General features: G+C 65.6%; 19 protein-coding genes. 14 read left to right on the plus strand and 5 right to left on the minus strand.

The genetic code is table 11. The features are described 5' to 3' along the window. Positions 1-98: 98 nt before the first annotated feature. Both ACZK29_RS07310 and ACZK29_RS07315 read left to right on the plus strand, forming a co-directional pair. Positions 99-734: a glutathione S-transferase N-terminal domain-containing protein gene (locus ACZK29_RS07310; RefSeq protein WP_005408842.1), complete on the plus strand. Its 636-nt coding sequence runs from the start codon at positions 99-101 to the stop codon at positions 732-734. Between the two features lie 84 nt (positions 735-818). Beyond that, positions 819-1,271, plus strand: a complete 453-nt coding sequence (locus tag ACZK29_RS07315; RefSeq protein ID WP_049432553.1) for a ClpXP protease specificity-enhancing factor — start codon at positions 819-821, stop codon at positions 1,269-1,271. Positions 1,272-1,356: 85 nt separating this feature from the next. On the opposite strand, the gene ACZK29_RS07320 is transcribed toward ACZK29_RS07315, so the two are convergent. From ACZK29_RS07320 to ACZK29_RS07335, 4 genes are all read right to left on the minus strand, one after another. After that, a complete protein-coding gene (locus ACZK29_RS07320) occupies positions 1,357-1,707 on the minus strand; it encodes a DUF3301 domain-containing protein (RefSeq protein ID WP_005415950.1) in 351 nt (116 codons plus the stop codon). Positions 1,708-1,774: 67 nt separating this feature from the next. Further along, entirely contained in the window at positions 1,775-2,773 is a 999-nt protein-coding gene (locus ACZK29_RS07325) for a DUF2272 domain-containing protein (RefSeq protein WP_111203386.1), read from the minus strand. Between the two features lie 198 nt (positions 2,774-2,971). Further along, the gene (gene nadC, locus ACZK29_RS07330; protein WP_111203387.1) at positions 2,972-3,823 is read right to left on the minus strand and encodes a carboxylating nicotinate-nucleotide diphosphorylase; all 852 of its coding nucleotides are present in this window, start codon (positions 3,821-3,823) and stop codon (positions 2,972-2,974) included. Continuing rightward, on the minus strand, positions 3,820-4,089 hold the full coding sequence (locus ACZK29_RS07335) for a Trm112 family protein (RefSeq protein WP_005408847.1): 270 nt from the start codon (positions 4,087-4,089) through the stop codon (positions 3,820-3,822). The genes nadC and ACZK29_RS07335 overlap by 4 nt, the downstream gene beginning before the upstream one ends. A 58-nt stretch (positions 4,090-4,147) precedes the next feature. Here ACZK29_RS07335 and purE point away from each other — a divergent pair, with 58 nt between their 5' ends. The 3 genes from purE to ACZK29_RS07350 all read left to right on the plus strand — a co-directional run bounded on the left by purE (position 4,148) and on the right by ACZK29_RS07350 (position 6,262). After that, complete coding sequence (purE, locus tag ACZK29_RS07340) at positions 4,148-4,651, plus strand: 5-(carboxyamino)imidazole ribonucleotide mutase (protein WP_005412808.1); 504 nt, start codon at positions 4,148-4,150, stop codon at positions 4,649-4,651. Continuing rightward, complete coding sequence (locus tag ACZK29_RS07345) at positions 4,648-5,796, plus strand: 5-(carboxyamino)imidazole ribonucleotide synthase (RefSeq protein ID WP_164146653.1); 1,149 nt, start codon at positions 4,648-4,650, stop codon at positions 5,794-5,796. Before purE ends, ACZK29_RS07345 begins: the two co-directional genes overlap by 4 nt. A 124-nt stretch (positions 5,797-5,920) precedes the next feature. Then, entirely contained in the window at positions 5,921-6,262 is a 342-nt protein-coding gene (locus tag ACZK29_RS07350; protein WP_004152082.1) for a carboxymuconolactone decarboxylase family protein, read from the plus strand. A 75-nt stretch (positions 6,263-6,337) separates the two neighbouring features. Here the strand turns inward: ACZK29_RS07350 and ACZK29_RS07355 are convergent, their stop codons facing one another. Next, the gene (locus ACZK29_RS07355) at positions 6,338-6,916 is read right to left on the minus strand and encodes a superoxide dismutase (RefSeq protein WP_043034403.1); all 579 of its coding nucleotides are present in this window, start codon (positions 6,914-6,916) and stop codon (positions 6,338-6,340) included. A 121-nt stretch (positions 6,917-7,037) separates the two neighbouring features. Between ACZK29_RS07355 and grxD the strand changes: the two genes are divergently transcribed. From grxD to ACZK29_RS07400, 9 genes are all read left to right on the plus strand, one after another. Further along, positions 7,038-7,358: a Grx4 family monothiol glutaredoxin gene (grxD, locus tag ACZK29_RS07360; RefSeq protein WP_005408852.1), complete on the plus strand. Its 321-nt coding sequence runs from the start codon at positions 7,038-7,040 to the stop codon at positions 7,356-7,358. Then, the gene (locus tag ACZK29_RS07365) at positions 7,355-8,131 is read left to right on the plus strand and encodes an SDR family NAD(P)-dependent oxidoreductase (protein ID WP_478446853.1); all 777 of its coding nucleotides are present in this window, start codon (positions 7,355-7,357) and stop codon (positions 8,129-8,131) included. Before grxD ends, ACZK29_RS07365 begins: the two co-directional genes overlap by 4 nt. Positions 8,132-8,363: 232 nt before the next feature. Further along, a complete protein-coding gene (locus ACZK29_RS07370; RefSeq protein WP_478446854.1) occupies positions 8,364-11,609 on the plus strand; it encodes a TonB-dependent receptor in 3,246 nt (1,081 codons plus the stop codon). Between the two features lie 252 nt (positions 11,610-11,861). Next, positions 11,862-13,250 (plus strand): nucleotide 5'-monophosphate nucleosidase PpnN, encoded by a 1,389-nt coding sequence (gene ppnN / locus ACZK29_RS07375; RefSeq protein ID WP_049432572.1) that lies wholly within the window; start codon positions 11,862-11,864, stop codon positions 13,248-13,250. 161 nt (positions 13,251-13,411) lie between these two features. Further along, positions 13,412-13,927 carry a GspH/FimT family pseudopilin gene (locus ACZK29_RS07380; RefSeq protein ID WP_043034372.1) on the plus strand — a complete coding sequence of 172 codons (516 nt, stop codon included), beginning with the start codon at positions 13,412-13,414 and terminating at the stop codon, positions 13,925-13,927. After that, positions 13,924-14,424 (plus strand): type IV pilus modification protein PilV, encoded by a 501-nt coding sequence (pilV, locus tag ACZK29_RS07385; protein ID WP_106549010.1) that lies wholly within the window; start codon positions 13,924-13,926, stop codon positions 14,422-14,424. Before ACZK29_RS07380 ends, pilV begins: the two co-directional genes overlap by 4 nt. Beyond that, complete coding sequence (locus tag ACZK29_RS07390) at positions 14,421-15,590, plus strand: PilW family protein (protein ID WP_109338059.1); 1,170 nt, start codon at positions 14,421-14,423, stop codon at positions 15,588-15,590. The genes pilV and ACZK29_RS07390 overlap by 4 nt, the downstream gene beginning before the upstream one ends. 3 nt (positions 15,591-15,593) lie before the next feature. Further along, on the plus strand, positions 15,594-16,115 hold the full coding sequence (locus ACZK29_RS07395; RefSeq protein WP_099552693.1) for a pilus assembly PilX family protein: 522 nt from the start codon (positions 15,594-15,596) through the stop codon (positions 16,113-16,115). Between the two features lie 11 nt (positions 16,116-16,126). Then, on the plus strand, positions 16,127-19,930 hold the full coding sequence (locus ACZK29_RS07400; protein ID WP_478446855.1) for a pilus assembly protein: 3,804 nt from the start codon (positions 16,127-16,129) through the stop codon (positions 19,928-19,930). Positions 19,931-19,939: the final 9 nt, after the last annotated feature.

Below are 19,939 nucleotides of genomic sequence, written 5' to 3' on the forward strand. Positions count from 1 at the left end.
TGTGATGGTCGGTTGCACACTCGGGGAGGAGTCGATCGCTGGCACGGTGCCGGCGGCGCCGATGCGGCAGGCGGTCTCCTGTCGTGGGAGAGCCTTTGATGGCGGCGAGCGTACGCATGCGCAATACACTGACGCTGTTTTCCTCGAACGACGATGTGCTGTGCCACCGAGTGCGCCTGGTGCTGGCGGCCAAGGGGGTCACGTTCGACTTCGTTCCGGTCGATCCGCAGAACCCGCCTGAAGACCTGATCGACCTCAATCCGTACCATTCGGTGCCGACCCTGGTCGAGCGCGAGCTGGTGCTGTACGCCGCATCGGTGGTCAGCGAGTACCTTGATGAGCGTTATCCGCATCCGCCACTGATGCCGGTCGACCCGCTCTCACGCGCACGCATCCGCTTGGCGATGCTGCGCATCGAGCACGACTGGGTGCCGCAGGTGCAGGCCATCCAGCTGGGCAACAAGACCCAGGCCGAGGCAGGGCGCAAGCGCCTGAAGGAACTGCTGACCGCCTCGCTGCCGCTGTTCAAGGCCAGCAAGTTCTTCCTCAATCCGGAAATGAGCCTGGCCGACTGTGCGATGGCGCCGATCATCTGGCGCCTGCAGTCGCTGGATGTGCCGCTGCCGAAGGACGGCAAGGCGATCGAAGACTACGGCAACCGCATCTTCCGCCACCCCGGCTTCGTCCGCAGCCTGACCGACCAGGAAAAGAAGCTGCGCGATCTGCCGGTCTGATCCGGCCATGCGTTACCCGTCTGCACGCCGACCGGCGTGCAGGCGATCCGCCCCGGCGGGGCGCCGGGCGCGTACACTTCACGCATGACCGAAGACTTCTTCCACATGACCAGCCACCGCCCGTACCTGCTGCGGGCGCTGGTGGAATGGATCAACGACAACCAGCTGACCCCGCACATCCTGGTCGACGCCGGCGTTCCCGGCGTGCAGGTCCCGCCTTCGGCGGTCAAGGATGGCCGGGTCGTGCTCAACATCGCCGAACGTGCCGTCGTACGGCTGATGATCGACAACGAGATGGTGAGCTTCTCGGCGCGCTTCTCCGGCACCAGCTATCCGGTGCAGGTACCGATCAGCGCCGTGCTGGCCGTCTACGCCCGCGAGACCGGGCAGGGCATGGCGCTGCCGGACGATATTCCGGGCAACGATACCGCTCCGACCAGCGATGAACTGCTGCACGATGAAGGTACGCCGCCGGACGATACGCCGCCGGCCAGTCCGCCGCCCAAGGGGCGCCCGAACCTGCGCGTGGTCAAATGATGTTTCCGACGCCGCCCCGATGGGCGGCGTTTTTCTTTGCAGGATTCACCGGTGGGTGCCGACCGTTGGTCGGCACCCAAAGCCCCTAGACATCCTCGGCATCCTCCACATCCGGCCGGATCTGGCTGATCCGCGCCGCCCCCGGGCCGGTGAACGAGATCAGCTGGTCGCCGCGCAGCACCATGCGGCCCACATGGCGGTCGATGCCATCGTAGGAATACTCGAACTTGAAGGTGCGCTCGAAGCCGAGCCGGCCATCTTCGCCGCGCGACAGGCGCAGGCCGGTGGCGTGCACCGCCTGGTCCAGCCATTGCACATCGGCGGCGCGGCAGGCGTTGCGACCCAGCTCGACGGCGCGCTCGGCGGCCGAACGCGCAGCGTTCCAGAAGAAGTAGATGATTCCGCCGGCAATCAGCAACAGCAGCAGGGTGGGCATGGCGTCAGCCGTCAGAGTTCGATCCCGCAAAGATGGCGGCGAACGCGGGCTGGATCAAGCGCCGGCATCAGCGTGTCGGTCGAGGTTCGTCCGTCACCGGCTGTGCGGGCGCGCTGGTCGGTTGCGACACCGGCGTGGGTTGCAGCGGCGTGGCAGTGGGCGAGGGCATCACCAGCGGTGAGGTTGCAGTCAGCTGCAGCAGGGCGGCCCAGTCCTGGCGGTTGAAACTGCATTCTTCCTCACGCCCCGGGGTGCAGCTGGGGTCAATGCCAGTGCTGTTGCGTTCGCGCGCCGGTGGCAGTTTGATCAGCCCGGTACGATCAAGCTGCAGCAACCGCATCGCCACCGTGTTCATTACGTTGCCGCCAACCAGGTACAGCGTCTGGTCGCCGCCGAGGTTGGCCGCCACCACCACTTCGCAATGCGATTTCCAATGGCCCACCGAGCCATTGCCAAGCGCCTGTACCAGCCCGCTGTAGCTGAGCGTGGTACTGCGGTCACGCAGGAAGCACAGCAGGTCGCCGGGCGCGGGCTTGGCGGTGGCGGGGTCGACCAGCCGGTAAGGTACGCCCGATGGGCCGCCCTGGTAGGCCGCGCGGATGTAGTCGATATGGCGTGGCGAGGTGTTGAAGCCCGGAACACCGGCGCGCACCATCACCCAGGAAATGAAGGCAGCCGACCACGGGTTGTCGATCAGGAACGCCCGGCAGTCACTGTCGGTGTAGCGCGTGCCCAACGGGGCCAGGCAGCTGCTGGCCCCCGCGATGCTGCCCATCGCATTGAGCGTGCCGCTGTTGCGCCAGTAGCCGGCCACGCGCTGCCAGGCGATCAGACCATTGTCAGCCAGGTGATCGCTTTCGGCCTCGGTGACGCTGAGGCTGGCAGCGCGGCCATCACGATCGATGAAGGGCCGGAACCACAACCGGTGCTCGTTGCAGGCGGTATTGCGGATGGCCACCGCCAACGGGCTCAGGCCGAAGCGGGGCGGAACATCGCAGGCCTCGGCGGCAGCCGCGGACAGCGGGGCGGCCAGCAGCAGGCAGGCAGGCAAGAGCATCCGGCGCATGCGCGGCTCCTGTGGGGGATGGCCGCAGCGTCGCAGAGGCTGGCGTAGCCGAGCCGTGAAGGCCGCCAAGCCGGTAGCGCCGGGCCATGCCCGGCGAGCGAAGCGGTAGATCGGCTCATCGCGCGCAGCGCGTGCGGGGCTCGCTGCAGATCGAGAGGCAGCCGAGCGTTGGCTCGGCTCTACAAGGTCCCGTAGGCCTCAACCCGGCGGCGGGCCCAGCTTCAACGAAAGATCGATGGCCTGCACATGCTTGGTCAGTCCACCGATGGAGATGCAGTCCACGCCGTCTTCGGCGATCGAACGCAGTCCGCCCAGGCCCACGCTGCCCGACACTTCCAGCGGAATGCGGCCCGCCGTGATGCGCACCGCCTCGCGGCGCAGGTCGGGGCTGAAGTCATCCAGCAGGATACGTTCGCAACCGGCTTCCAGTGCCTGTCGCAGCTGCGCCAGATCCTCGACCTCGACCACCAGCGGCAGCCCCGGCCATTGCCGGCGTGCGGCGGCCACGGCCGCGGCCAGCGAACCGGCGGCACGGATGTGGTTTTCCTTCAGCATCACCGTGTCGTACAGACCGAAGCGGTGGTTCTCGCCGCCGCCACAGCGCACTGCGTACTTCTGCGCCAGGCGCAGGCCGGGCAGGGTCTTGCGGGTGTCGAGGATGCGCGTACCGGTACCGGCCACGGCGGCCACGTAGCGGGCAGTGGTGGTGGCGGTGCCGGACAGCGTCTGCAGGAAGTTCAGCGAGGTGCGCTCGGCACTGACCAGGCTGCGGCTGCGCCCGTGCAGCAGGGCCAGCACGGTGCCGGCAGTGACCGCGTCACCTTCGGAGACACGCCATTCGATGCGCACCTCCGGGTCGAGTGCGCGGTGGGTGGCGTCGAACCAGGGGCGACCGGCGATCACTCCGTCCTGCTTGCACAGCAGGTAAGCGCTGTCGGCCTGGTCGGGCAGCAGCGCAGCGGTGACGTCGCCGCTGCCCAGGTCCTCGGCCAGCGCACGCGCGACATCGGCGGCGACAACGGCCGCATCCGGCGTCGGCAGCGCGCTCATGCGGCCGGGAAGTCGGCGATCTGGGCGGTCGGGATGGCTTCCTCGGCCAGCAGCACCGGGATGCCGTCGTCGACGCGGAACACCTGCTTACGGTCGCGGGTGACCAGCGCTTCGCGCAGCGGCTGCGCCAGCGGGTTGCCATCGGCCTTGTTCACCGCACCGGCGGAAATGGCCTTGTTGAGGGCTTCCAGGCCCTTGCCATCCAGCAGGGACAGGGGCTGGCGGGTGTCCGGCGACACCAGCAGGTCGAGCAGCTTGCGATCCATGGTTCTTCGTCTTGCGTGGAAGATGGCTAGAATACGTCTTTAAGGCAGGTGACGGCCAATGACCCCCAACCCGATCGCGCCGCTTGTCGGCATCGTCATGGGTTCCCGTTCCGACTGGGAAACCATGCAGCACGCCGCCCAGAAGCTTGAAGCCCTGGGTGTTCCGTTCGAAGTGAAGGTGGTGTCCGCGCATCGGACGCCGGATGTGTTGTTCAGTTACGCCGAGCAGGCGGGCCCGCGTGGCCTGCGCGCGATCATCGCCGGGGCCGGCGGGGCCGCCCACCTGCCGGGCATGATCGCCGCCAAGACCGCCGTGCCGGTGCTGGGTGTGCCGGTGCAGTCCAAGGCCCTCAACGGCATGGACTCGCTGCTGTCGATCGTGCAGATGCCAGCCGGCATCCCGGTCGCCACCTTCGCCATCGGCAATGCCGGCGCGTCCAACGCCGCGCTGTTCGCCGCCGCGATGCTGGCCAGCGACCAGCCGGCGATCGGCCAGGCGCTCGACGCCTTCCGTGCACGCCAGACCGAAGACGTGATGGCCCACGACGATCCGCGCCAATGAGCCTGACCGTCGGTATCCTGGGGGGCGGCCAGCTCGCCCGCATGATGGTCCTGGCCGGTGCGCCGCTGGGGCTGCGCTTCGAACTGTACGACCCGGCGGCCGACGCCTGCAGCGGCCCGCTGGCGCCGCTCACCGTCGGCGCCTTCGATGACCGCCAGGCACTGGCGGACTTCGCTGCCAAGGTCGACGTGGTCACCTTCGATTTCGAGAACGTGCCCGCCGGCAGCGCGCAGTTCCTGGCCGACCGCGTGCCGGTCTATCCGCCGCCGGCCGCGCTGGCGGTGGCCCAGGACCGGTTGAGCGAGAAGACCCTGTTCCAGCAGTTGGGCATCCCGCTGCCGGCCTTTGCCGATATCCGCAGCCGTGACGAGCTGGCTGCGAAGGCGGCTGAGTTCGGCCTGCCGTGCATCCTCAAGACCCGCCGCCTTGGTTACGACGGCAAGGGCCAGTTCCGCCTGCGCAGCGAGGCCGACATCGACGCCGCGTGGGATGCACTGGGTGCGCAGGTCGAGCGTACCGGCCTGATCCTGGAAGGCTTCGTGGCGTTTCAGCGCGAGGTCAGCGTGGTGGCCGTGCGTGGCCGCGATGGCAGCTTCGAGGCCTGGCCGGTCACTGGCAACTGGCATGTCGACGGCGTGCTGTCGGCCAGCGTGGCCCCGGCCGTGCTCTCCGATGCCGAGCAGCAGGCCGCGATCGGCTATGCCCGCCGCGTTGCCCAGCACCTGCAGTACGTCGGCGTGTTCGCGCTGGAGCTGTTCTGCCGCGATGGCGAACTGCTGGCCAACGAGATGGCACCGCGCGTGCACAACTCCGGCCACTGGACCATCGAAGGCAGCGAGACCTCGCAGTTCGAGAACCACCTGCGTGCCGTGCTGGGCCTGCCGCTGGGCAGTACCCGCATGCTCGGCCATGCCTGCATGCTGAACTGGCTGGGTGCGATGCCTGACCCCGCGCCGGTGCTGGGCCAGTCCAGCGGCCATTGGCACGACTACGGCAAGGAGCCGCGCGAAGGTCGCAAGGTCGGCCACGCCACGTTGCGCGATGACGAGGCTGCCGCACTGGCCGATGCGCTGGAGCAGGTCGGCCTGGAGCTGGATCGCCAGGCGCAGGTGGCGCCGGCGGTGCACGCGCTGCGCAACCGCTGAGCAAAGGGGGCCGGCCAGCGGCCGGCACTACCCTGTGTGGCTGCAACGGTGTGGCGCGCCGGTGCAGGCATCGGCGCAACATTCCCGGTGGTAGCGTGGAGCTCCTTTCACAGGAGTCACCCCCATGCTCGACTGGAATGCCTACCGCAAGGAACTGAAGGGCCGCATCGGCGAGATCGGCAAGCTCTCGCCGGATACGGTGAAGGGTTACGCCACCCTGGCCAATGCCGGTGCCCAGACCAACCACCTCGATGCAAAGACCCGCGAGCTGATCGCGCTGGCGGTGGCGGTGACCACCCGCTGCGACGGCTGCATCACCGTGCACGTGGATGCCGCGCTGAAGCACGGCGCCAGCCGCGAGGAAATCGCCGAGGCGCTGGGTGTGGCAGTGTCGCTCAATGCCGGTGCGGCGCTGGTGTACTCGGCACGGGTGATGGACGCGGTGGCCGCGCACGAGAGCGCGTGAAGCTTCATCTGTAGAGCCGAGCCCATGCTCGGCTGCTGTCCGGCCAGCCGAGCATGGGCTCGGCTCTACAGGGGGTCAGCGCAGCTGGCTTTCGGCGAATTCCCAGTTGACCAGCTGCCAGAACGCATCCAGATAACGCGCGCGGTCATTCTGGTAGTCGGTGTAGTAGGCATGCTCCCAGACATCGCAGCACAGCAGCGGGGTGCTTTCACCCGTCAGCGGCGTGCCGGCATTGCGGGTCGCCTGGATGCCCAGCTGCCCGCCCGGGTGCTGCACCAGCCACACCCAGCCCGAGCCGAACAGGCCCAGCGCGGTGCGGTTGAATTCCTCGCGCAGGCGCTGCACGTCGCCGAACTGGCGTTTCACCAGCTCGCCCAGGCGGCCCTGCGGTTCGCCGCCGCCTCGGGGGCGCAGGCACTGCCAGTAGAAGCCGTGGTTCCACGCCTGGGCGGCCGCATCGAACAGCTTTCCCTGGGCCTGGCGGACGATCTCCTCCAGTGACGCGTCCTCCCACTCGGTGCCGAGGATGCCGGCATTGACCGCATCCACGTAGGCGCGATGGTGGCGGCCGTGGTGCAGCTCCAGGGTCTGTGCGGACAGGTGCGGCTGCAGGGAGCCGGAAAGGTAGGGCAGGGCAGGCAATTCGACAGGCATGGACAGGTTCGTGGCCAGAGGGGCGGCGGCAGCCGGTTCCATCCGCTTACAATGGCGGCTACCGTGGGCAGTCTAGCCGACCACCGCGGTCGGTTTGTCCGGCGAAGCAAGGAGTGAGGTTGTGGCGGTAATGCAGCAAATCCAGGCCGAGGTCGATCGTTACCCGCTCGTGCTGTTCATGAAGGGCACCCCGCAATACCCGATGTGCGGCTTCTCCAGCCGCGCCGTGCAGGCATTGATGGCGGCCGGCGCGGTCACCCTGCGTACCGTCAACGTGCTGGAAGAACCCGAGATCCGCGCCAACCTGCCGCGGTTCTCCAACCTGCCGACCTTCCCGCAGCTGTTCATCAACGGCGAGCTGATCGGCGGCTGCGACATCGTCCTGGAACTGTTTGAAGCCGGCGAGCTCAAGCGCATCGTCGAAGAGGCGACCCAGGGATGAATGCCCGGCCATCGACGTCACCGACCAACGGGGCGCTCGATGGCCGCCCGTTGCAGGATCGCGTGGTGCTGGTTGCCGGCGCCGGCGGTGGGCTGGGCAGTGCGGCGGCCGTTGCCGCCGCCGCTGCCGGGGCTACCGTGGTCCTGCTGGGCCGCAAGCCGCGCCGCCTGGACCGTGTCTATGCCCAGGTCCAGGCCGTCGGCCCGGAACCGCTGCTGTATCCGCTGGATCTTGAGGGTGCGGGCCCCGACGACTATGCCGAACTGGCCCAGGCCCTGCAGCGCGAGCTGGGGCGGCTGGATGGAGTGCTGGTCTGCGCCGCGCATTTCCCCGGCCTGACCCCGTTCGAGCTGGCCGACCCGGCCAGCTTCGCCCGCGCGGTCCACGTCACCCTGACCGCCCCGGCCTGGTTGGCCCAGGCCTGCCTGCCGCTGCTGCGGCAGCGCGAGGATGCCGCCCTGGTGTTTGCGGTCGATGCCTCCGAACGGGTGGGGCAGGCCTACTGGGGTGGGTACGGCGTGGCCCAGCATGGCCTGCGCGGGCTGATCACCACCCTGCATGACGAACTCGGCCGCAGCCCGGTGCGGGTCAGCGGCCTGTATCCGGGCCCCCTGCGCACGGCGCTGCGCGCCCGGGCCTATTCGGTCGACCAGGACCCGGCCGCGCAGGGTCCGGAGGCCGCCGCTGCTGCGGCCGTGGCCTTGCTGTCCAGCGCTGGCAGCGCCTGGCGGGGCCAGATTCTCGATGCCAGCCAGGCATTCCCCGGCGAGTGAACCCCGGGGAAAGGCGGAGTGAAGAACCCGTCACGATTGCGTTGCGATCCGGTGCCGTTTGTCGCACAACCGTCACATTGATGGCGTAGCGTGTTAATCTAGTGTTAACCGTTATGGCTGCCTTCAGCCAAGCGGTAGGGAACCCCAGATAAATCTCCGACCAGCCACCCGCAGGGCTGTTTGGATGCGCTTTTTTTCCGCCATCGCCAACTCGCATCGAGGCTACCGAAAAATGACCCACCCACTCCGGATGTCCAAGCTTACCCTTGGTCTCGTGGCCGCACTTGCCGCCGCTCCCGCCTTTGCCCAGAGCACCTCTGCAGGTGTCGGTGGCCAGGTGATGTCCGCCGCAGGCCAGCCTGTCGCCGGCGCTGAAGTCACCATCACCCACACCGAGTCGGGCACCGTTTCGCGTGCGACGACCGATGCGTCGGGTCGATACAACGCGCGCGGCCTGCGCGTGGGTGGTCCGTACACCATCACCATCACCAAGTCCGGTGAAGGTACCAAGACCGAAGAAGGTGTCTTCCTGAACCTGAATCAGGTCAACACCGTCAACGCCAGCCTCGGCGGTGACCTGGCTGCGACCAACCTGGACGCAGTGAACGTCGTCGCCACCGCGGGTGGCCTGGACCTGTTCAGTGCCAACAAGATGGGCACCGGCAGCAACGTGACCCGCGAAACGATGGACGCGCTGCCGTCGGCCAACCGCAACATCCAGGACTACATCCGCCTGGACCCGCGCATCTCGCAGGTCAGCAAGGCTGACGGCGCGATCTCGGCCGGTGGCCAGAACACCCGCTACAACGCCATCCGCATCGACGGCATCAGCGCCTCCGATCCGTTCGGCCTGGGCTCCAACAACCTGCCGACCGAGCGTCAGCCGGTGTCGATGGACGCCATCCAGGAAATCAACATCGACCTGGCCAACTACGACACCACCATCGCCGGTGGTACCGGTGCGGTGATCAACGCCGTGACCAAGTCGGGTACCAACGAGTTCCACGGCACCGTGTACGGTTCGTACCGCGACAAGGACATGATCCGTACGCGCCTGGAAGGTGACACCACGGACTTCAACGGCTTCAAGGACGAGAAGACCTACGGCATGACCCTGGGCGGCCCGATCGTCAAGGACAAGCTGTTCTTCTTCACCAACTATGAAAAGTACGAGCGTAGCGGCGGCGGCGTGAGCCTCGGCGAAACCCCGTACAACAAGCCGAACGGCATCAGCGACGCCGACATCGCCCGCGTGCAGAAGCGCATGTCCGATCTGGGCTACCCGGTCGGCGGCATCGGTGCGCTGGACAACAAGACCTCGATCGAAGAGTACGCGATCAAGCTCGACTGGAACATCAACGAGAACCACCGCGCGGCCCTGCGCTACAACAAGATGAAGCAGGACGTCGTCCGCTTCCCGCAGGTCAACAACAGCGCCATCTCGCTGAGCGACTTCTGGTACACCCAGCCGACCCAGTACGAAACCTGGATGGGTGAACTGTTCAGTGACTGGTCCGAGAACTTCTCGACCGAGTTCAAGGTTTCGCACAAGGACTACTCGTCCAACCGCGTTGCTGCCTCGCACCTGCCGCAGATCCGCGTGCGCTTCGGCAACAACTCGCTGTACCTCGGTACCGAGCAGAACACCCACACCAACATCGTCGAGTCGAAGGAACTGAGCGCCTTCGGTGCCGGTACCTGGTACATCGGTGACCACACCGTCAAGTTCGGTTTCGATTACACCGACAACGACCTGATGAACTTCTACGGCCGCAACCTGTACGGCGCGTACGAGTTCGCCGACCTGGCTGCGTTTGAAGCCGGTACCCCGTCGGCCTACCAGGTGCGCGTCCCGCGCGCCGGCGGCAGCGTTGACGACATCCCGGCCAAGTTCCACCTGAAGAACACCGGTCTGTTCATCCAGGACACCTGGGCGATCAACTACAACCTGAGCCTGATGTTCGGTATCCGTATCGACATGCCGGACTTCAGCACCCAGCGCCTGTACAACCCGCGCATCGAACAGCTGTACGGCTTCAACAACACCCAGCTGGTCGACAAGAAGCTGTTCCAGCCGCGCGTCGGCTTCAACTACACCTTCGACACCGATCGTCCGACCCAGCTGCGCGGTGGCGTTGGCCTGTTCGGCGGCGCTGCGCCGAACGTGTGGCTGGCAGGTGCCTACCAGAACACCGGCCTGAACTACTCCGAGTACAACCTGACCCGCAACCCGGGTGGCTTCAGCTTCGACGCCGACAACCCGTACATTCCGAACCCGTCGCTGGCCTCGGCCCGCCAGAACGTCGACCTGATCGCTCCGGGTACCCGTCTGCCGTCGGTGTGGAAGGCCAACCTGGCGTTCGACCATGAGCTGCCGTGGTACGGCATCGTGGCGTCGGCTGAAGTGCTGTTCACCAAGGTCAAGGATGGTCTGTACTTCGATCGCCTGGACGTGATGTCCCCGAATGCCAACCGTTCGGTCGGCCAGGATGGCCGTGCGCTGTACTGGAACGACTACGGCATGAACGGCGCCAATGCCGGCCCGAACGGCATGCAGGCTGGCCAGAAGAATGGCCGCGCCTGCTCGGCGACCGATCGGACCTGCCCGGGTGACCGCGTCAACCGTCCGGGTGACATCGGCGACGTGATCCTGCTGCGCAACACCGACAAGGGTCGTGGTTCGCAGGCTACCTTCTCGCTGGCCAAGCCGCTGACCGAGAACTGGGGCTGGTCGCTGGGTTACACCTACACCCAGTCCAAGGAAGTGAGCCCGCTGTCCAGCTCGCAGAACACCTCGAACTGGAACAACACGCTGAGCCTGAACGCCAACGACAACGTTGCGTACAACTCGCGCTACGCGATCAAGGACCGCATCACCGGCACCCTGGAGTGGAAGCACAACTTCTTCGGTGACAATGCCACCCGCGTTGGCCTGTTCTACGAAGGCCGTTCGGGCCGTCCGTATAGCTACGTCTACTACAACGACGTGAATGGCGACGGTGCCGGTACCAACGACCTGTTCTACGTGCCGAAGGGCCCGGGTGACGTGATCTTCACCGGCGGTGCCGACATGGAGAAGAAGTTCTTCGATTGGCTGGCGCAGAATCCGGAACTCGAGGCCTACCGTGGCAGCGTGGTCCCGGCCAACTCGCACCGTGCCAAGTGGGTCAACAGCTTCGACGTCCGCATCAGCCAGGAATTCCCGGGCTTCGTGAAGGGTCACAAGGGTGAAGTCGCCCTGGACATCATGAATGTCGGCAACCTGCTGAACAAGAAGTGGGGCCTGATCGACGACTACGGCTTCTACGCCACCCGTCGCGTTGCCAACTACTCGGGTATCGACCCGGCTACCGGCAAGTACCTGTACAACTTCACCGGCCGTACCGACAATTCCTCGATCCAGGAAAACAACAACGACAAGGGCAACACCGCCGTGTCGCGTTGGTCGATGCAGCTGACTGTGAAGTACAAGTTCTGATCAATCAGAGCCTGAAGCGGTAAGTGAAAACGGCCGGGGAAACCCGGCCGTTTTCCGTTCAGGCGAAAGTCCTTGCGGGCCACTCTGCATCGGCGTACCATCCAGAAATGTGCGCGGTGCCAACGCCGCCGATGCGGTCCCGGAAAGGCGAACGCGGGGAGCACACATCCAACGGTCGGGCTTCCCGGCCGTTTTGCTTTTTAAGGGGGCGGCAGTACAGTCGGAAACCTTGAAGGAAGCGAAAAATTGGACATGACCACGAACGAAAAATCAGCCCGTGCACTGCCGGTGCAGGACGCGCGGATCTACCCGCGCGGCGGGCTGGATGTGCTGTCGCGTGCCGAAGTGGCCCGCCTGCGCGATGCCTCCGCCGGCGGCATGCACGAACTGCTGCGCCGCTGCGCGCTGGCTGTGCTCACCAGCGGCAGTGCCTCTGACGATCCGCGCGCGGCGCGCGATCTGTATCCCGATTTCGACATCCAGGTGGCACAGCAGGATCGCGGCGTGCGCATCGACCTGGTCAACGCACCGGCGATGGCCTTCGTCGATGGCGAGATCATCCGCGGCGTCGCCGAACTGCTGTTCGCCGTGGTGCGTGACCTGGCCTACATGGCCATCGAGATGGGCCCGGCCTACGCGGCCGAACTGGAGTCGTCCGAAGGCATCACCAACGCGGTGTTCGGCCTGCTGCGCAATGCACGCATCCTCAACCCGGGCGACCCGAACCTGGTTGTGTGCTGGGGTGGCCATTCGATCTCGCGCGACGAATACCTGTACACCAAGCAGGTGGGCTATGAGCTGGGCCTGCGCGGCCTGGACATCTGCACCGGCTGTGGCCCGGGCGCGATGAAGGGCCCGATGAAGGGCGCCACCATCGCCCACGCCAAGCAGCGCCGTACCGTGACGCGTTACATCGGCCTGACCGAGCCGGGCATCATCGCCGCCGAGTCGCCGAACCCGATCGTCAACCACCTGGTGATCATGCCGGACATCGAAAAGCGCCTGGAGGCCTTTGTCCGCATCGGCCACGGCATCATCGTGTTCGCCGGTGGCGTCGGCACCGCCGAGGAGATCCTGTATCTGCTCGGCATCCTGCTGCGCGAGGAGAACAAGGATCTGCCGTTCCCGCTGATCCTGACCGGACCGACCGTGGCGGCGCCGTACTTCGAGCAGATCGACCGCTTCATCCGCCTGACCCTGGGTGACGAAGCCGCCGAGCGCTACGAGATCATCATCGGCGACCCGGTCGCGGTGGCGAAGAAGATGGCCAATGGCATCAAGCGCGTGCGCGAGCACCGCCTGGCGCAGAAGGACTCGTTCTTCTTCAACTGGTCGATCGAGATTCCGTGGGAGTACCAGCAGCCGTTCGTGCCGACCCATGAGGCGATGGCGGCGCTGGACCTGCACCACGGGCGTGCACCGCATGCGCTGGCGGCGGACCTGCGCCGGGCGTTCTCGGGCATTGTCGCCGGCAACGTGAAGGAAGACGGCATGCGCCGCATCGAAGAGTTCGGGCCGTTCCAGATCCATGGCGACCCGGACATGATGCAGGCCCTGGATGGGCTGCTGCGCGCTTTCGTCGAGCAGCGCCGGATGAAGATCTCCGGCGAATACCAGCCCTGCTACCAGGTGCTGGCCTGAGCCTGCGCCGGCGCGATGGGGATCGCGCCGGCCGGGGTGGGGCGGGGCGGGTTGTCAAGGCTTTGACGCCCGTCGCCCTGGATTGACCGTTCATCCTGCCGCCGCTTGCCGGTGGCAGGGCGATGGCCCATCGTGGCCATCAACACGCTGGGGAGCGTCCAATGTCTTTGCGCCGGCAAAACGGCTTCACGCTGGTCGAGTTGATGATCACGCTGGTCATCCTGGTCATTCTGGCCAGCATCTCCTATCCCAGCTTCCGCACCGCGATGCGCTCCAACCGCCTGACCACCACCAACAACGAGGTGATCGGTCTGTTGTCGCTCGCCCGCAGCGAGGCCATCCGCAACCGCCACGGTGGCGGGGTGTGCGGCAGCAGCAACGGTACGTCCTGCGATGGCGAGTGGAGCAAGGGCATGCTGGCCTGGGGCGACGTCGATGGCGATGGCTCCGTCAGCGGCAGCGAGAGCGTGCTGCGCTTCTCCAAGGGCAGCAGCAGCCTGGCGGTCGAGGCTCCCAGCCCGGCCGTCATCTCCTTCGACTCCCAGGGGCGCCGTCGCGCGTCCGCCGACCAGGTCGTGAGCCTGGTGCCGCAAGGCTGCAAGGCGGGTGACCCCATGCGGACCCTGATCGTCCTGTTCTCCGGTCAGGTCCGCTCCACCGCAGGAACCTGCAAATGAAACGTCGTCGTTCCGGCTTGGGCGGGCCCGCCCGCAGTCGTGGCTTCAGCCTGATCGAGGTGCTGATCGCGCTGCTGGTGCTGGCGTTCGGCCTGCTTGGCTTTGCGCTGCTGCAGACCATGAACGTGCGGTTCGTGCAGAGCGCCAGCCAGCGCACCCAGGCCACCAGCCTGGCCTACGATCTGATCGAGCTGATGCGCGTGCAGCGCAGCGAAACCCTCAACGGTGGCGAATACACCAAGGCCTCCTTCACCGCCGGCTCGGTCACCGCGCCGGCGGGCCCCTGCACCTGGCCCAACAGTGCCGACGTGACGGCCTCCAAGGCGAACGTGGCGCGCTGGCAATGCCAGGTCGTCAAGGTGCTGGGAGGCAAGGCCAGCGCCAACGTGACTGTCAATGATGGCTTGGTCACGGTGGGCATCGGCTGGGGAGACGAGCGATGGAACGCAGCCAATCCCGACAGCATCACCACGTTCACCCTGGTTACCCGTCTATGAAGCGCGCGCCTTCCGTTGCCAGCCATGCGGCAGGCCTTTCGCTGGTGGAACTGCTGATCTCGCTGGTCATCGGCCTGGTGCTGATGCTGGGCGTCACCCAGATCTTCATGGCCTCGCGGGCGGCCTCGCAGCTGTCCGAAGGTGTCGCGCGCACCCAGGAAAACGCTCGATTCGCACTGGAGTTCCTCGAGCGCGACATCCGGATGGCCGGGCACATGGGCTGCGTGAATGACCAGGCGCACCTGGTGCGCGCCCAGGACAGTGTCAAGGTCAACATTGCCGGCGTGAAGTCGGGTGATGGCAGCCCGATGGACTTCTCGGTGCCGATCCAGGGTTACGAGGCGCAGGGCACCGCGCCTGGCAACAAGCTGACCCTCGGCGCAAGCTGGGGAGCTGCCGGCAGCACGCCGTCGGCGATCACCAATCTGAAGCCCAAACCGCTGGGTGGCAGCGACATCATCGTGATGCGCTACCTGGCGCCGGAAGGCTCGCCGGTGCTGTCCATTGGTTCCGGTAATTCACCGGACATCACGATCGCCAAGGACGCGGCGGCCCGACTGTCGGCCGGTGCCGTCACCACGCCCTCGGCGTTTGCAGTGGCCGATTGCAGCAAGGTGGATGTGTTCGCCGGGAAAATCGCCGACAGCACGATCACGGCCAGCAAGGTCGATCTCTCGGCGTATTCGGCCAACAACGCGGTGACCATGGTCTATCGGGTGGAATCGATGGCGTACTACGTGGCCACCAATACCGCCGGCGAACCGGCGCTGTACCGCGCGCGTGGCGCTGGCGACAACACGTTCGCCACCGGTGAGGAACTGGTGGAAGGCATCGAGAGCCTGCAGTTCCTCTACGGCCAGGATACCGAGACGGCGATCAGCAGCACTGCGCCGCCGACCGGGGTAATCGCCTTCCAGAAGACCGCCAGCGGGGTCAGTACCGGTACCGATGCCGCCGCTGTCGCTGCGTGGCGACGGGTTGGCCTGGTGCAGTTCGGGCTGCTGGTGCGCAGCCCGCAGCGCGCCGCCGCCGAGCAGGCCAATACGGCCGTGGCCCAGCTGGGCGTGCTCGGCGTTGGCTTCAATCCGCCCACGACCTACGACGATCGCTACCGTGCCTCCTACGAGGTGTCCGTGGCACTGCGCAACCGACTGTTCGGGAACTGACCCATGAAGCCCTCCGTCTCCCGTCGATTCCAGGGGCGCGCGCAGCAGCGCGGTGCGGTGCTGTACGTGGCCCTGATGCTGTTGATCCTGCTGTCGCTGATCGGCGTGGTCGGCATGCAGGTGGCGAGCATGCAGGAGCGCATGTCTTCCAACTACCGGGCCGCCAACGTGGCGTTCCAGGCCAGCGAGCGGGCGGTCCGTGATGCCGAGCGGTCGATCGAGGAGATCGACAACAATACCGGCGATGGCGGCGCGTTGAAGGCTGACGCCATCAAGCGCATCTGCGATGACGGCTTCGATCCCACCCGCTGGGTGGGTGAGCAGAAACTGTCGGCGGCGCCGGTGGTCAGCGTGCGCCGCATCGACGCCTGCATCCAGGGCGAATCGACGCTGGGCATGGGCACGCCGGAAAGCGAAGAGCCCACCCGCGTCTACCAGATCACCGCGTTCGGCTCCGATCGCGATGCCGCCACCAGCAACGAGGGTACTTCCTCGGCAGCTGTCGACACTGTTTTCAAGCTTTGAGGAACCCGGTCATGGCGACCCGAAAGATCAAGATCCTGGCCGGCTCCGGGCTGTTGCTGGCGGTGGCTGGCGGCACCTGGCTTGCGATGAACCTGTTCGCCGCACAGGCGCAGGGCACGTTGTCGCAGCACCCGATGAACCTGAAGGTCTCCGCGCCGCCGTCGTTCATCATGGCGGTGGACGATTCGGGTTCGATGACCTTCCAGACCCAGTTCCCGGGGCAGGATGGTACGGCGTGCTGGAGCAACGCGCGCAAGAGCTTCTTCAAGTCGGCCGGGGTCCTGAACAAACCGGATGACATCATTGCTTACGATTCGCGGAACAGGCCCTACAACGATGGGCAGTGCAACTATTTCTACCTGTTGCCGGGGCCTCGGATCAACACCAGTTATCTCGGAATCCCTGCGTTGGACGTGTTCGGGTTTGCCCGATCCGCGGCCTACAATCCGGCCTACTACGATCCCTCGATCCAGTATCAACCCTGGCTCCGTATCGTCAATGAGGCTGTTGAATCCTACCCGGCATCGGTCGCCAGCGCCGCGCTCATTGATCCGCGCAACCAGAATGACAACAACTATGTCGTAAATGTATCGAGCAGCTACCTGGGAACTCGATCCTGGGATGTGCAACGCATGCAGGACGGCATGTATGCCCCGCCGGGCCAGCGATACATGACCGTATCCGACTCCGGACGGTTCAGTTCCGTGCAGGAGAACAAATATGGGAACTCATGGTCGTCCGCGGCCAACGCGTCGTTGGAGTACACGCCTGCGACGTTCTATATGCCCTTCAAGAGCGATGGCGACCCCTATCCGCAGTTGGCAGGAACGCCCAATGCCTATGCCAACGCGGGCAACAATCGGACCAAGGTCCTGGATGCCTGCGGCAAGGGTTGCCACATGTGGAAGTACGTGCTCACGGCAAGTGATGCGGCGGCAATGCAGAACTTCGCCAACTGGTTTACCTACTACGGAAACCGCAACCGCGCGATGATCGCGGGCATGACGCATGCGTTGAATGTCAACGATATGTATGTCGGCTATTTCAGGATCAACGATTTCCTGAAGTACAACAGCTCGACGGATGCTGCGAAGCGTCTAACGATCCAGGACATGAGCCTGATTGGTCAGAAGACTCAGCTGTATAACGACATGATCGCACTGACGGCCAGCGGTGGCACGCCAAACCGCAATGCGGTAAATGCGGCCGGCCTGCAGTTCATGCGAACCGACGATGCGGCCCCCATCAAGCTTTCCTGCCAGAAAAACGCTGTGATGCTGTTCACCGATGGCTACAGCAACAACGGCAACGGGTTCCCATCGAGTTCGATTCCCACCCCAGGGAACATTGACGGTGCCATGGGTGCCCCGTTCAAGGACAGCAACTCGGATACGATGGCTGATATCGCGGCGTACTACTACGTCAATCCGTTGCGCACCGATACAGCGATGCCCAAGGGCAATGTACCGGTGCCGGAGCAGTGCGCGACCAGTACCGACAAGTCGCTGGACTGCAACAAGGACCTGCATATCAACTTCTACGGGATCACCCTGGGTGCGCGTGGCAATCTGTTCGATCCTGACAAGCAGCAGAATCCGTACACCGATTCGGCGGTCTACAACAACTGGCCGGATCGCCAGAACGACAACCCCAGCACCGTGGATGACATCTGGCACGCCGCGACCAATACCCGCGGTGAGTACATCAACGCGCGTACTCCGGCAGACATCACCACGGCCATGCGGCGGGTGCTGTCGTCGGTCACCTCCGGGCCAGCGCCTTCGGGCAGCCAGGGCCTGACCGGCGCGCGTATCGGTACCGGATCGCTGGCGGTCACGCCCCAGTTCGAAGTGGCCAACGAGGAAACCGATTGGTTCAGCCGCCTGAAGGCATCCAAGCTCGCGGTGAACGACAAGACGCAGCAGACCGAGTACACGCAGGTGTGGGAAGCGGCGGAGAAACTGGGCGCGCAGCGTTCGCGCACCATCGTCGCCACCAAGGGCAATGCTGCAGTTGACTTCAGCAGCACCAACATCGCCTTCACCGACCTCTGCAACAAGGACGAGAAACAGTATCCGGGCATTGCGCGCTGTTCTGCGACCGAGGCTGAAAAGCTGGGTGGCGACATCGCCACGGCCATGGCTTATCTGCGCGGCGACGCATCACGCGAAGTACGCAATTCGGGGGGCATCTATCGCACCCGTACCACCGTGCTGGGCGACATCGTCAATTCCAGCCCGGTGATCAGTTCGCCCCGCGACGACTATGGCTACCAGCGCATCAGCACCGCGATGGCGACCTCGTATGCCACGTATCTGACCCGCAAGCGCAACAACGGCCGCTACATGGTCTATGTCGGTGCCAATGACGGCATGCTGCATGCCTTCGACGGTGGCATGAACGGCAACGGCGTGAGTGACAGTGCCGGTGGCAGCGAGACCTTCGCCTACATCCCTGGAACTGCGCTGGGCCACATGGCCAACCTTCTGTATCCCTACGTGGCGGCCAACAAGTCCGACCAGCGCTTCCGTCATCGCTACTACGTGGATGGACCGATCGCGGTGGCGGACGCACAGATCGGTGGCAACTGGGCCACGGCACTGGTCGGTACGGCGGGCGCCGGTGGGCGCTCGGTGTTCGCGCTGGATGTCACCACGCCGTCCAGCTTCGGTACCGGCAATCGCTTGTGGGAAATCAGTGACGTGGCGCCGGGGCTCGATAGCACCGTGAAGGCGAACATCGGCCATGTCCTTGGCAAGCCGGTGATCGTGCCGGTGAAGGAAGGGACCGGGGTGGCGTGGAAAGCGATCTTCGGCAACGGTTACAACAGCCTCAGCCGCAAGGCCGTGCTGTTCGTGGTCGACCTGGGATCGGGCGCGGTGCGGATGATCACTGCTACCGAGGCCGCGGCGACTGCACCTGCCGGTGACAACGGCCTGGGCAATATCGTGGCTGTCGACCGTTGGCGCGCCGAAAGCGCAGGTGGTACGGGGCGTGTACGTGGCCGCGACGGCCTGGCGGACACGATCTATGCGGCCGACCAGCGCGGCGCGCTGTGGAAGTTCGACCTGGAAAGCACGGCGACCTCGGTCACCACACCGGTGTTCACCACGGCGCGCCAGACCAACAACAACAACCAGGTGTACCGCCAGCCGATTACCGGTGGCATGACCGCCGTGACCGGACCGGGTGGTGGCGTGATGCTGGTGCTGGGTACCGGCAGCTTCTCCTTCGACAATGACCCGCAGGATCTCACCGCGCAGTCGCTGTACGGTGTCAACGACACCAGCAAGGACCAGCCGGAGGCTACGATCGTGCCCGCCAATCTGCTGGCCTATACGGTGACCACCACCAACAAGTTGCGCACGGTCACGGCCACACCCTTCTCCGGGGCGGCGCGCGGGTGGAGCATTGCATTGCCCGGCGCAGGTGAACGCTTTGTTGGTAATCCTGCCGTGGCGTCGGGAACGGTGTTCATGCCGACCTACATGCCCACCGCGGGTGGCCGTGGCTGTTCGACCGAGGGAAGCAACTGGCTGTTTGGCCTCAATCCCATCTCGGGTGTTGCATCGCTGGAGCAGGCGCGGGTCGGGTCCATCACGGGCACGCCCTACGGGGCGGGCACGGCCGGCGTCAGTCTCGACACCGGCGGCACTGCACCGGTGAAGGACGTCAATGTCTCGGTGATGCCGCGCCTGGCAAAGGGCGCCGATCGAGGCGGGCGCGCCTGCTGGATGGCGGTCAACGTGGCGGGTGCTCCGACGATGTACGTGCCTTATCCCTGCGGTCGCCAATCCTGGCGCCAGATCCAGTAACGAAGACAT

The organism is Stenotrophomonas sp. 89682_Sma (assembly GCF_056481405.1).